Annotated in this window: 11 protein-coding genes; 5 read left to right on the top strand and 6 right to left on the bottom strand. The window is 59.7% G+C overall.

Translation table 11 applies throughout. The features are described 5' to 3' along the window. Nucleotides 1-16: 16 nt before the first annotated feature. The 3 genes from GSM73_RS08140 to GSM73_RS08130 form a co-directional block, all read right to left on the bottom strand. Nucleotides 17-277, bottom strand: coding sequence for a DUF2790 domain-containing protein (locus tag GSM73_RS08140; protein ID WP_083714399.1), 261 nt, complete (start codon nucleotides 275-277; stop codon nucleotides 17-19). Nucleotides 278-411: 134 nt separating this feature from the next. Continuing rightward, complete coding sequence (locus GSM73_RS08135; RefSeq protein WP_047225587.1) at nucleotides 412-1,785, bottom strand: heavy metal sensor histidine kinase; 1,374 nt, start codon at nucleotides 1,783-1,785, stop codon at nucleotides 412-414. Beyond that, a complete protein-coding gene (locus GSM73_RS08130; protein ID WP_047225586.1) occupies nucleotides 1,785-2,489 on the bottom strand; it encodes a heavy metal response regulator transcription factor in 705 nt (234 codons plus the stop codon). The genes GSM73_RS08135 and GSM73_RS08130 overlap by 1 nt, the downstream gene beginning before the upstream one ends. Nucleotides 2,490-2,820: 331 nt before the next feature. Between GSM73_RS08130 and GSM73_RS08125 the strand changes: the two genes are divergently transcribed. The 3 genes from GSM73_RS08125 to GSM73_RS08115 are packed head-to-tail and all read left to right on the top strand — an operon-like array spanning nucleotide 2,821 to nucleotide 5,685. Beyond that, complete coding sequence (locus GSM73_RS08125) at nucleotides 2,821-3,636, top strand: MipA/OmpV family protein (RefSeq protein ID WP_160892124.1); 816 nt, start codon at nucleotides 2,821-2,823, stop codon at nucleotides 3,634-3,636. Next, a complete protein-coding gene (locus tag GSM73_RS08120) occupies nucleotides 3,636-4,322 on the top strand; it encodes a response regulator transcription factor (RefSeq protein ID WP_047225584.1) in 687 nt (228 codons plus the stop codon). Before GSM73_RS08125 ends, GSM73_RS08120 begins: the two co-directional genes overlap by 1 nt. Further along, a complete protein-coding gene (locus GSM73_RS08115; protein WP_160892122.1) occupies nucleotides 4,291-5,685 on the top strand; it encodes a HAMP domain-containing sensor histidine kinase in 1,395 nt (464 codons plus the stop codon). The genes GSM73_RS08120 and GSM73_RS08115 overlap by 32 nt, the downstream gene beginning before the upstream one ends. Before the next feature lie 36 nt (nucleotides 5,686-5,721). Here GSM73_RS08115 and GSM73_RS08110 read toward each other — a convergent pair whose 3' ends face one another. The 3 genes from GSM73_RS08110 to GSM73_RS08100 form a co-directional block, all read right to left on the bottom strand. Further along, entirely contained in the window at nucleotides 5,722-7,476 is a 1,755-nt protein-coding gene (locus tag GSM73_RS08110) for an acyl-CoA dehydrogenase (RefSeq protein WP_160892120.1), read from the bottom strand. 57 nt (nucleotides 7,477-7,533) lie between these two features. After that, a complete protein-coding gene (locus GSM73_RS08105) occupies nucleotides 7,534-8,775 on the bottom strand; it encodes a thiolase family protein (protein WP_076384201.1) in 1,242 nt (413 codons plus the stop codon). Between the two features lie 102 nt (nucleotides 8,776-8,877). Then, nucleotides 8,878-9,810: a LysR family transcriptional regulator gene (locus GSM73_RS08100; RefSeq protein WP_047225580.1), complete on the bottom strand. Its 933-nt coding sequence runs from the start codon at nucleotides 9,808-9,810 to the stop codon at nucleotides 8,878-8,880. 122 nt (nucleotides 9,811-9,932) lie between these two features. Here GSM73_RS08100 and GSM73_RS08095 point away from each other — a divergent pair, with 122 nt between their 5' ends. Together GSM73_RS08095 and GSM73_RS26525 are read left to right on the top strand one after the other, a co-directional pair. Then, nucleotides 9,933-11,645, top strand: coding sequence for a dihydroxy-acid dehydratase (locus GSM73_RS08095; RefSeq protein ID WP_047225579.1), 1,713 nt, complete (start codon nucleotides 9,933-9,935; stop codon nucleotides 11,643-11,645). Next, a partial coding sequence (locus tag GSM73_RS26525) for an aconitase X (protein ID WP_218575651.1) occupies nucleotides 11,642-12,085 on the top strand: 444 nt, incomplete at its 3' end. The genes GSM73_RS08095 and GSM73_RS26525, both read left to right, overlap by 4 nt.

Here is a 12,085-nt window from a genome sequence, read left to right as displayed (position 1 = left end):
CAGCACTGCCGAACGGTCACTGGAGCACGCACACCTCAGACTGCTTCAGAAAGCTGACGCGCTCTGTGACCCCTTGTGTATTCACGTAGGTCATCTTTGCGCGCACGACCTCGCACACCCGCGACTCCGGTTCTTCAATGCGGATGACCCTGGCGATATCCAGCGGCATGCCATATTCGTAGGCAGGCACATCCGCCTTCTCTTCGGCGAACAGAGGCAAACCGCTCAGAGTGATGAATGCCAGAAGACTGGCGATCGACACGTTTTGAATGTTCATAGTGGACTCCACGACTGTCCTTTACCGGGATGGTCGTAGCACTCTAGGGGGAGGTGACTGACGTCAAGGTGACTGCTGACTGACAGGAAGATGTCAAACGCCGGCGAGCCACGCCGGCCATCGGTTGACGGCGACTAACGGGCTGCCTGGCTGGTCAGGGAGAATCCGAAGGTATTGAAGCCATCCTTGCTGTGGGCGAACACACGGCCACCGTGCATGGACGCCACAGCTCGCACAATGGAGAGCCCCAGGCCATGGTGTGCGTCGCTTCGCGCCCGGGCGACATCGGCGCGATAGAAACGCTCGAACAAGCGCTGCAGGTGCACCTCGTCAATGGGCTCACCCGCATTGGAAACACTTACCTTGGCCTGCGCGCCAAGACGTTCCAGGCTTACAGTAATGGTACTCTGCGGCACCGCGTATCGCGCCGCGTTTTGCAGCAGATTGGCCAAAGAGCGGTGAAAAAGGCGTCGGTCGATGCATACGCGCATGTCGCCTTTGATCACCACGTCCAACTGTTTGTCGTGCAAGACAGGCTCCAGGTATTCCACCGTCTTGGACGCCTCCTCGTAGAGCGAGACATCACTGAGCTCGGTCGCACGCTGCCCGCTTTCGGCACCCGCCAGGAACAGCATGTCATTGACGATGGTGCCCATGCGCTCAAGCTCTTCCAGATTCGATTGCAGCAGATCCTGAAGCTCAGCCACATCACGCCCGTGGGCCAACGCGACCTGGGTCTGCCCGATCAGGTTGGTCAGCGGCGTTCGCAGCTCATGGGCGACATTGGCATTGAACCCTTCGAGCTGGCACCAGGCGGCCTCCTGGCGAGCCAGGGCCCCGTTGAACGACACCGCCAGTTCCTGTAACTCGTCGGGCAGTGCCTCGGTGTCCAGTCGCTGCTTTGAATCACCCGGCGGCAGGCTGTTGGCCTGACGGCTCAGGCGCCTGACCGGCCCCAGGCCGAAACGCGCGATCCAGTAACCCAGCAGTGCGACCAGTACGATGCCCAGCGCCGAAGTCAGGATCAGCGTCTTGGTGAAATGGTCCAGGGTCTTCATGAACGGCGTTGAATCGAGCCCCACGATAAAGCGCAACTCCGGGCGGTTACCCATGGCAGAGATGGTCTTGACTTGCAGCACCATGGGACGATCCCGTTCAGGTATCGCCATGCTGAAAAATCCATCCGGGCGCTTCGACCAATCCTGGCCGTCCGGCATCGCTCCGCCATAGCTGTAGGCAGGGTCGTCAACCAGGACCCAATAACGCACCCGCTGATCCGTGGGCGTCAGGCCATCGAGCTTTTCACGCAAACCGACCCAGAATGCCGGTGAATCGTATTTTGTGAGCACGGGATCAAGTACGGAATGGCGCAGGATCAACTCGTTTTGCATCTGATCTTCGAGCGATGTCTTCAATGAGCAGCGCAGCAGCGTCGCGCTGATAGAGATGATCAGCAAGACCGCCAGCGCAAACATCAATGCCAGCCGCTTGGCTATCGACCCCTTCATCACCGGGTACTGCCTTGACTGGCATCGGCTTCACGACTTTCCAGTACATAGCCCATGCCCCGGACCGTATGCAGCAGTTTGCGCGAATAAGGCACATCGACCTTGGCCCGGACGCGCTTGATCGCAACCTCGACCACGTTGGCGTCACTGTCGAAATTCATGTCCCAGACCTGCTCGGCAATCATCAGCTTGGAAAGAATCTCTCCCTGGTGCCGCGCCAGAAGGCTCAACAGACAAAACTCCTTGGCCGTCAGATCCAGCCGCAGCCCGGCCCTGGTCACCTTGCGCGCTTGCAGGTCGACCTCCAGATCGTCGATGCGCAGATGGGTCAGGTCAGCCGTGTCTGCGGTGCGACGACGGATCAATGCCTGAACGCGGGCGACCAGTTCGGCAAAGGAAAAAGGTTTGCCAAGGTAGTCATCAGCGCCCTCGCGCAACCCGCGAACGCGATCATCCACCGTCCCCCTGGCCGACAACATGATGACCGGGGTTTTCTTCTGCTGGCGCAAACCCTCCAGCACGCTGTAACCGTCCTTGCCCGGCAACATGACATCCAGTATCACGACGTCATAGTCCATTTCCAGCGCATAGTGCAGCCCATCGATGCCGTTACTCGCCACATCGACAATGTAGCCGAGCTCACTCAGGCCACGATGCACATAGGAGGACGTCTTTTCTTCGTCCTCGACGATGAGCAAGCGCATCAGGTAACTCCTCTCGGGAAGCGGGACAACCGGGCAATCAGGGATCCAGGTTTGGGTAATTTTTGCACACGACCTGCAAAGTAGCCTGTAGCTACCCTCCACCAGTCTAGACAATCAAGGTGTCCGCAAACTGACCGCTTGCTGACATTCTTGTCAGAATCGACTGACAAGCATATTCAAAGGGCTGCAGGGCACCGGTGCCCACTATCGGATAGGGAATCCTTGGCGACTCTTACCAGGAAGGGATCGATGTCGGTTGATGGGTAAGTGTCCAGTAAGAAGAACTTTTCGACGATAGGGTCGCTTTCATCCTATCGATCTGGAGAACCCCATGCATTGCACGCCCCTGTCTACCGTTTCAAGTGCGATCCGGTTGACTGCCACCACCCAAGCCTTGGTGCTCGGTCTGTGCTCATCCATGGTCGCGCTCGCCGCTGAGTCGGCAAACGCCGAGTCGACGTCATCCTGGGGCCTTGGCATCGGGGCGGTCAGCAGCCAGCAGCCGTACAAGGGCGTCGACCGTGAAACTCAGGCCATACCATTGATCTACTTTGAAAATGACTACGTACGAGTATTCGGCCCTACCGCCGAGATCAAGCTGCCGGGTTTCACTCTCAACGACTCCCAGCAACTGGATCTGAGCATCGTCGGTGAATACGACTTCAGTGGTTATGACGACGACGATGCCCGCTTCCTGGATGGCATGAGTGATCGTAAAGGGGGCTTCTGGGCGGGCGCCAAGGTGCAGTGGCGCAACCCTCTGGCCGATGTCAGCGCCCAGTGGCTGGCGGACGTATCGGGCAACAGCAAGGGCCAGCGCTTCACCCTGGGTCTTGAGAGATCCTGGCAATGGGGTGAACACCTCACCCTCACGCCACGAGTGGCGGCGATATGGCAGGACCAAAAGTACGTTGATTATTATTTTGGTGTTCGCGAAAGTGAAGCTCGCATTGATCGAGCGGCCTATGATGGAAAATCCGGCCTCAATACCGAACTTGGCGTTCGTGGAAACTATATGTTCGATGACCATCATTCCGTGTTCCTTGACGTCAAGGCCACCCGCCTCGCCGATGAGATCAAGGACAGCCCGCTGGTAGACCGTTCTACTGAAAACAGCGTGCTCTTCGGCTACCTGTACCGCTTCTGATGAGTCGTATTCTGCTGGTCGAAGACCACGAGCGATTGGCGCATCTGGTGTGCAAAGGCCTGGCGAGCGCCGGCATCGCCGTCGATGTGGTCAACCGCATCGATGGCGCTTGGGCGGCTATCGGGCGGGTCCCTTACCAGGCGCTGATTCTTGATCGCGGCTTGCCGGACGGCGACGGGCTCGTCTTGTTGCAGCGCTTGCGCAACGCCGGGCTTGGCTTGCCCTGCCTTGTTCTCACGGCGCGCGACGCGCTGCACGACCGTGTCGCAGGCCTGGATGCTGGAGCAGATGATTATCTGCCCAAGCCATTCGCCATGGATGAGATGGTCGCGCGTGTGCGGGCGTTGCTAAGGCGTCCCGTGGACTGTCGTCCACTCGCGCCGAGTCATGGTGACCTGAGCCTGCAACCCGATACCGGCATCATGTGTTGTGCCGGCCAAAGCATTCCTCTCGCGCCGGCGGAAATGCAGATCATGCTGTTGCTATTGCGAAAGCCAGGAGAAATCGTGCGTCGCGCCGCGATAGAAGCGGCAGGCTGGGGCTTGAGCGAAGCCGTGACGCCTAACGCACTGGATGTGGCCCTTCACCGGATCCGCCGCAAGCTGCTTACCATCGGCTCCCGCCAACGAATCATCAACCTCAGAGGTCTCGGTTATGCCCTTCGTCAAGAGGACGTGGCGCAATAGCATCAGCTTCAAGGTGCTGCTCGCCTACGTGGTCGGCGTAGGGTTGAGTATTCTGCTGATTGCATTAGGGGTGCTCGCGCTCGTCACCTCAAAGAGCGATATTTTATTGACCACCGACGTCGCCGAGCGCACCCATGAACTGGCCGGCAAGCTCCAGTTCGATGCCACTGGCCGGCCCAACGGCTTCGACAGCAGCGAGGGTGACCGAGTCTGGACCTTCGATAGCCTGGGGCGGGAAATCGGCCACCGCGTGCTGGATTCAACGGGCAATGTGGTCCTGACCTCCACCGACGCGACGTTCTGGTCTTCAGTCGCATCGAATCCTCCATCGCAACAACCGAGATTCAAGTTCGAACGTGAAGGCATCGTCATGTACGCCGCCACCGCGGCTGTCGAGCACCAAGGCAAGACCTGGTATCTGCAATTTGCCGCCAGCGAAAGGCTAATGGATTTGCTCCATGGGGGATTTGCCTTGCCATTCATGGGGGCCGGGATCGCGCTGTTCAGCCTGGTGCTGCTGTTCGTCTTCGGCGCCTGCGCTTATTTCACGTTGGGCTACACCCTCAAACCCTTGCGTGAAGTGTCGGAGTCAGCGGCGGCCATCTCCCCTCGCTCCCTGCACTCGCGGTTGCAGGTAAAAACCGTGCCGTCCGAGGTCGAGCCGCTGGTCACCAGCTTCAACCAGGCGCTTGCGCGCCTGGAGCGAGGTTATCGTGTCCAGCAGGAGTTTCTTGCAACCGCCGCGCACGAGTTGAAAACACCGCTGGCGCTGATTCGCGCGCAAATCGAACTGATGCAAGACAGTCACGCGCACAATGCCCTGCTCGATGATGTGGCGCATATGACACGGCAAGTCCAGCAACTGCTGCTCCTGACCGAAGCCAGTGAGGTTCAGAATTACAGTTTTGCCACAGTGGAAATAGCCGATGTCGCCAGGGAAGCCTGCGGCTATCTGCAGCGTATGGCCGAGGCCGTCGACGTACGTCTTGTTCTGGTTGACGAAACGCCTGAAGGCGACCAATGGCAGGCCGATCGAAGCGCGCTCTTCACGTTGCTCAAGAATCTGCTGGAAAATGCCATTCAACACGCCCCCCGCGGTACTGAGGTCAGGATGCACGTCAGCGCGGGCGCACTCAGGGTGCGCGATTGGGGCCCCGGCGTTGATCGCGAGCAATTGCCGCACCTGTTCACGCGCTTCTGGCGTGGGCCACATCGCCGTGATCATGGCGCGGGGCTTGGCCTGACGATCTGCCAGGAAATTGCCCGGGCCCATGGCTGGATGCTGTCTGCAAAGCGCGCGGAGCCGGGCCTGCTGTTTGAGTTGTCTTGGCCGCAGCGGTTGGTTGACCCTATCCGGGTTTGAGTACTCGCGCTCGGGCGAACACCCCGCCCTCGCCCCTCAGATAAACGCCAGGGTAGCCCGAGCATCAACGATAGCAGCCAGATGCTGTGCCAGCCTGGACGGCAGGTAGTCAAAAAAGAACCCCGCGCTTTGCAACTTGCCGGCACGTAGCGGATCCGTTTCAGGCAATGCCCTGGAGACCCGTGCTGCCCGCGCCCAGGACAAGGCCAGCAGCGTTACGCCACACAACTGGAGGAAATCCCCTGCGATTCGATAGGGGTATTCGCGGTCTTCTCGTGTCCGTTCGACCACGTCCTCGACCACAGCCGCCAGCGAGTTGCAGAGATTATCCAGGGCCGCGGCGAACCCTTGGCACTCAACCCAGTCGCCACCCAGCCGCGCCTCTTCGCGCAGCTGCGCCAGCAGCAAGCCGAACGCCTGGCCATGGTCTCCCAGCACCTTGCGCAGCAGCAGGTCATTGGCCTGAATTTCGTTGCTGCCCTCATAGATCATGGCAATGCGGCTGTCACGTAAGGTCTGCTCAATGGCGAACTCGGTGACATAGCCGTAACCGCCGAACACTTGCAAGGAGCTGCTGGCTTGGCGGAAACCCTGTTCGGTAAAGAACGCCTTGATGATCGGCGTCAACAGCTGCGCCAGTTGACTGGCATGCTGTCGGGTCTGTGGATCCACGGCATGTTCGGCCTGATCCAGCAAATGGGCGGCCCAATAGCCGATGGCTCGCATGCCTTCACTGGCAGCGCGCAACTCCAGCAACACCCGGCGCATGGCCGGATGATAGTGAAGCGGGTCGGCAGCCTGCGCTTGCACCCCTTCGGGTCTCAGCGGTGCGCGCATCTGCAAGCGCTCGGCGGCATATTTCCTCGCGTTCTGCCACGCCACTTCGGTATGCCCCAAGCCTTGCAGGCCGACATGCAAGCGCGCCGAATTCATCATCACGAACATCGCCGCCAGGCCCTGATTGGCTTCGCCGATCAACCAGCCTTGAGCGCCATCGAACACCAGGGAGCAAGTGGCACTTCCCTTGATACCCATCTTGTGTTCAAGACCGTCGCAGCGCACACCGTTGGCCTGGCCATCGTCCAGTCGCTTGGGCACCAGAAACAGAGAGATGCCGCGACTGCCCGACGGCGCATCGGGCAAGCGTGCCAAGACCAAGTGCAGGATATTTTCCGTAAGGTCGTGCTCGCCGCCGGAGATAAACAGCTTGTTACCATGCAGGCGATAGCTGCCATCTACGCCAGGCTCGGCGCGACAGCGCAGCAGGCCGACATCGCTGCCTGCCTGGGGCTCGGTCAAACACATGGTAGGCAGGGTTAGGCCACTGACGATCTCGGGCAGATAGCGCTCTTGCAGCCAAGGAGCACCATGGCTCTTGAGGCACAGGTACGCACCGTAGACGATGCCGGTGTACATGGCCCAGGCATGGTTGCTGGCATAGAGCATCTCTTGCAGCGCGGCATCGAGCAATTGCGGCAACCCCTGTCCACCCAACGCCTCGCCACAAGCCAGCGCTGGCCAGCCACCGTCAACGTAGGCCTGATAGGCACTGGCAAAGCCGTCCGGGGTACTGACATGGCCTGCCCTCCAACGGCAACCCTGACGATCGCCACTGCTGTTCAACGGGGCCAGCACGTTCTGAGTGAAGCGCCCCGCCTCCTCCAGCACCTGCATCGCCAACGGCAGATCAAGCGCATCGAACGCCTGACAGCGACGCCATGTGGCGGGCGCCTGCAACCAATGCTCAAACACAAATTGCATATCGCGCAGAGGCGCCTGGTAGCTCCACATAAGTCACCTCGTCAGGATATAAAACAGACCGCCCCACCACTGCGGGCGGGCATAAACTCAGGTGTGGCAGGTCGGATTCTCGATCAACAACGCCATGCCCTGGCCACCACCGACACATGCTGCGGCTATCCCGTAGCGCAGATTGTGCTGGCGCAACTGCCTGGCCAGGGTCATGACCAACCGCAGGCCGGTAGCAGCCAGTGGATGCCCGACGGCCAAAGAGCCCCCCTGGACGTTGAGCTTCGTATGATCCAGCTCCAACTCCTGCGCGACAGCCAGTACCTGGGCCGCCTGGGCTTCGTTGATCTCAAAACGGGCAATGTCATCAAGGCTCAATCCGCTGCGTTGCAGCAACAGACGGATCGCTGGTGCCGGGCCGATGCCCATGAACTCCGGGGCCACACCGACCACCGCGCTGGCCAGCAAGCGAGCCAGGGGCACACGCGTGCAGGCCGAGCCTCGTCCTACCAGGGCCGCCGCCGCACCATCGACGACTGCGCAGCTATTACCGGCGGTTTGTACACCCCCCACATGTAACGCCCGCAGGCGCGATAGAGCCGACAAGTCAGTAGGTCGTGGATGGCTGTCCTGGGTGACGATACCGGTGCCGCGCGGCAGGCTGATGCCCCTTGGCTGATAGCCTTCCAGTTCGAACACCTGGTTATCGATGGGGACGATTTCCTCACACCAGGCACCTGCGCGCTGGGCCTGCAAGGCTCGCTGATGACTGTCGCACGCATAACGGTCCACCGCCTCGCGACACAGATCATAGCGTCGCGCCAGGTTGTCGGCGGTGGCGATCATATCCACCCCGGGGGCCGGGTCGTACAGGGCTTCCCAGAGAAAATCCTTGAATTGCACCTCGCTACCGAGACGAAACCCGTTCCGGTGGGTGTAGGCGGCGATCGGATTGCGTGACATCGATTCACTGGCCACGCACAAGGCTAACTGAACGTCATCGCGCAACTGTTCAGCAGACTGGCGCAGCAGCTCAAAGCCGGTGGCGCAGATGCGCTGTACCCCCAGCGCAGGAACCGTTTGCGCCACGCCGCTGTACAACCCGATGTGCCGCGGCAACAAATAGGCGTCAAAGCTGGCTTGGGCCATGGAGCCGGCCAGCACGCTGTCTACGGCCATAGGATCGATGCCGGCCCGGGCCAGCACCTCACGAGCAACCTTGATCCCAAGATCGATAGGCGAAACCTGGGCCAGGGCACCACCAAGATCAACCCAGGGGGTGCGCACCGCATCGAAAATCGCTACATCGACAAAGGCTGAATATTGCCCTGCACTGCTCACGCCCTGAGTTCCATGGCTTCTGCTCTCTTGTTGCGCACTTGAAGGTGAGCAAAAAACTAACCGGCCATATTAGTTATGTCAATTAACTATTTCCGATACCTATTAAATCTGTATCTGGTCTGCGGGAGAAAAGTCATCGAGCAATTCAATGAAGGATTGTCGCAACCAGCGGTTCGCCGGGTCATGATGGAACCGCGTATGCCAGTAAAGGTGAATGTCGTATCCGCAAATATCCCAAGGCAGCGGTACCAGGCGCACATCCGTGATGTCGGCAAACCTGCGTCCGACTGCCAAGGGTACAGTGGCGATCATGTCGGACTCGGCCACCAGAAATGGCACGCCCATAAACCGTGGCAGGCTGAAACGCACTCGACGGGTGATGCCGTGGCTCGCCAGCTCACGATCCAGTCCACTCATTCCACGCCCGTCAGGCTGGACCGCGACATGCATTGCGCTCTGGTATTGCTCGGCGCTCATGCTGTCACCGATGGTGGGATGATCACGACGAACGATGCAGACAAACGAATGGCGATACAACGCACGATGCCGGATCGAGGTATTGAGCAAGCGCGGAAAATAGCCGATTGCCGCGTCCACCTCGCCGGCATCCAGCCCCTCCTCCAACTGCTCCGAGGACAACGCCAGGGTACGGATTCTTAACTGGGGCGCCTTACTGTCGAGCATTCGCATCAACCTGGGCAGGAACACCATTTCGCCGATATCCGACATGCACAGCACCAGTTGTCGCTCGGAGTGTTCGGCAACGAAACCGGTGGATGGCAACACCTCGCTGCTGACCATCTCCAGAATCCGTTGCACCGGCTCAGCGATCTGCAGGGCCCTGGCCGTAGGTTGCATGCCACGTGAAGTGCGAATGAACAATGGGTCATCGAACAGCGTGCGCAACTTGGCCAACGCGAAGCTCATGGCTGGCTGGCTAAGCCCCATGAGATCACCGGCCAGGGTCACGCTTTGCTTTTTGCGCAGCGCATCGAAGACTTTCAGCAGGTTGAGATCGACGTCCTTGATATCCATATTTTGGATTTTATCTATAAGTAAAATAAGGTTTTCGGATTCTAGGTCGAAGCCTAGACTCGGTACAAGATCGTTAAGGTAATTAACCGAATCGACATCTAATAAAAACAACGGAGCGAATCATGCCCAAGAAGCTACGCAGTAATTTCCCCTACGGATCCTACTTGTGGGCTGTGCGCGCCGCCCAGTGGCGCGCCTTGGGCATTGAGGAGAGCGAGCTGGAAAAACCGAAAATCGCCATCGTGAACTCGTCCTCGAACCTGGCGATTTGCTTCAGTCATCTGGATGGTATCGCTGCCAGCCTCAAGCAATCGATACGCGATGCCGGTGCGCTGCCCTTCGAAATTCGTACGGCCGCGCCCAGTGACTTCATCACCGGTGCCGGTGCGGGAGGCGCCTATATGCTCGCCGCCCGAGACCTCATCACCAATGACATCGAAGTCGCGGTCGAAGGCGCTCAGCTCGACGGCATGATCTGCCTGGCCTCTTGCGACAAAACAGTGCCCGGTCAGTTGATGGCCGCCGCCCGGCTGAACATCCCGACGTTGATCGTAGTGTGCGGGTATCAGCCAAGCGGCGAATACAATGGCCAGCACGTCGATATCGAAGATGTATTCATCAGCTCCATGCACGTGGTCACCGGCAAACTGCCCGTCGAGGAACTGGCCGGCATGGCACGCAACGCCATCAGAGGGCCTGGGGTCTGTTCGGGCATGGGCACCGCCAACTCCATGCATCTGGTATGTGAAGCCTTGGGCATGGCCTTGCCCGGTAGCTCCCCTATTGCAGCAAATAGCCCGCAGATGTTCGAGTTCGTCCATCAGGCAGGCAAGCGCATTGTGGAAATGATCGAGGAAGATCTCAAACCTCGCGACATCCTGACGCCTGCTGCCTTTGCCAACGCCGTTGCGACAATTCTCGCCGCGGGAGGCTCGGTCAACACCATCAAACATATGCAGGCGGTGGCGGCTGAAGGTGGCATTGACGTGGACGTGTACCAACTCTTCAGGGAACTGGGAAAAAAGATACCGGTGCTGGTCGGCGTACGACCAGTGGGCGAACACAGCATTGAGCAAATGGAAGCAGCGGGGGGTGGCCGTGGGCTGCTCAAGCGCCTTGAACCTTTGTTGCACGGTGACGTGCTGACCGTCACCGGCAAAACCCTGACGCAAAACCTGCAGGGGGTGACCGTCAGTGACGACGAGGTGATCCGCCCGTTGCACGCTCCCTTTGCCACGCAACCGGCCATCGTGATGCTGCGCGGCAACATTGCCCCGCAGGCCGGCATCGTCAAATACGGCATCGACCCGCGCAAGCCACGCCAGTTCAAGGGCCCCGCGATCTGTTTCGAGCGCTCCGCCGATGCCATCCAAGCGTTGCAGGATGGACGCATTCAGCCCGGCCATGTCGTGGTCATGCGGGGCGCAGGTGTACAGGGCGGGCCCGCCATGGGCGGTGGCGCCTCGAAGGTAGTGTTCGCCATTGACGGGGCCGGGCTGGGTGACCACGTGGCAATGCTGACTGACGGTCACCTCTCGGGGCTGGTGTGCAAAGGCCTGGTCGTGGCGGAGGTGGCTCCTGAAGCAGCCGTCGGTGGCCCCCTCGCACTGGTGGAAGACGGGGACATCATCGACATCGACCTGGATCTCAACACCCTTGACGCCAATATCAGCGAAACACAAATGCAAGCCCGACGCGCCCGCTGGATACCTGCGGCCCCCCAGTTCGGTGGTGGTTGGCTGGATATATACCGCCACAATGTGTCCTCCATGGAACACGGTGCAGTGTTGATAAAGCCACTGGATATCACCCATCCCGGGGAGCAACCGCAATGAAGTTGCGCGACGACGAAAAAGCCATGCTCGCTGGCGATCAAGGTCCGGCGGTGCAAAAAGCCATGGAGTTGCTGGTGCGCTATGGAGAAGCCCTGGATGCGCAATGTCTGGTGGATACGCGCAATGTCGCCGGTACCATCGGAGCCACCACGCCCTTTCTGCGTCAGTACGCAGACCAAAATGGAGGCATGGATGCGGTGTTCAGCGAGTTCAACCTCGACAGCGCCGAATTGGTCAAGATTCCTCGGGTCAAGGTCCCGAGCAGCCACCTGCAGCAAGGCATCGACCCCCGGCACGCTGTACGCCAAGGCATCTCGCCAGACGTGGTCCGCATCTATGAAACAGGTCAGGCTTACAGCAGCGGTCTGGGGGTACAACCCTTGAATACCTGTACGCCTTATCAAGTCGGCAACGTGCCGGTAAAAGGCGAACACTGCGCA

It is taken from the genome of Pseudomonas sp. PICF6, from assembly GCF_009831705.1.
GTDB lineage: Bacteria > Pseudomonadota > Gammaproteobacteria > Pseudomonadales > Pseudomonadaceae > Aquipseudomonas > Aquipseudomonas rhizophila.
The sequence above is the reverse complement of the archived record's forward strand: the minus strand, read 5'-3'. Positions and strand labels throughout refer to the sequence as shown.

Coding starts and splice junctions, on each gene's coding strand:
- GSM73_RS08140 (WP_083714399.1), bottom strand. CDS start 277: ATGAACATTCAAAACGTGTCGATCGCCAGTCTTCTGGCATTCATCACT.
- GSM73_RS08135 (WP_047225587.1), bottom strand. CDS start 1,785: ATGAAGGGGTCGATAGCCAAGCGGCTGGCATTGATGTTTGCGCTGGCG.
- GSM73_RS08130 (WP_047225586.1), bottom strand. CDS start 2,489: ATGCGCTTGCTCATCGTCGAGGACGAAGAAAAGACGTCCTCCTATGTG.
- GSM73_RS08125 (WP_160892124.1), top strand. CDS start 2,821: ATGCATTGCACGCCCCTGTCTACCGTTTCAAGTGCGATCCGGTTGACT.
- GSM73_RS08120 (WP_047225584.1), top strand. CDS start 3,636: ATGAGTCGTATTCTGCTGGTCGAAGACCACGAGCGATTGGCGCATCTG.
- GSM73_RS08115 (WP_160892122.1), top strand. CDS start 4,291: ATGCCCTTCGTCAAGAGGACGTGGCGCAATAGCATCAGCTTCAAGGTG.
- GSM73_RS08110 (WP_160892120.1), bottom strand. CDS start 7,476: ATGTGGAGCTACCAGGCGCCTCTGCGCGATATGCAATTTGTGTTTGAG.
- GSM73_RS08100 (WP_047225580.1), bottom strand. CDS start 9,810: ATGGATATCAAGGACGTCGATCTCAACCTGCTGAAAGTCTTCGATGCG.
- GSM73_RS08095 (WP_047225579.1), top strand. CDS start 9,933: ATGCCCAAGAAGCTACGCAGTAATTTCCCCTACGGATCCTACTTGTGG.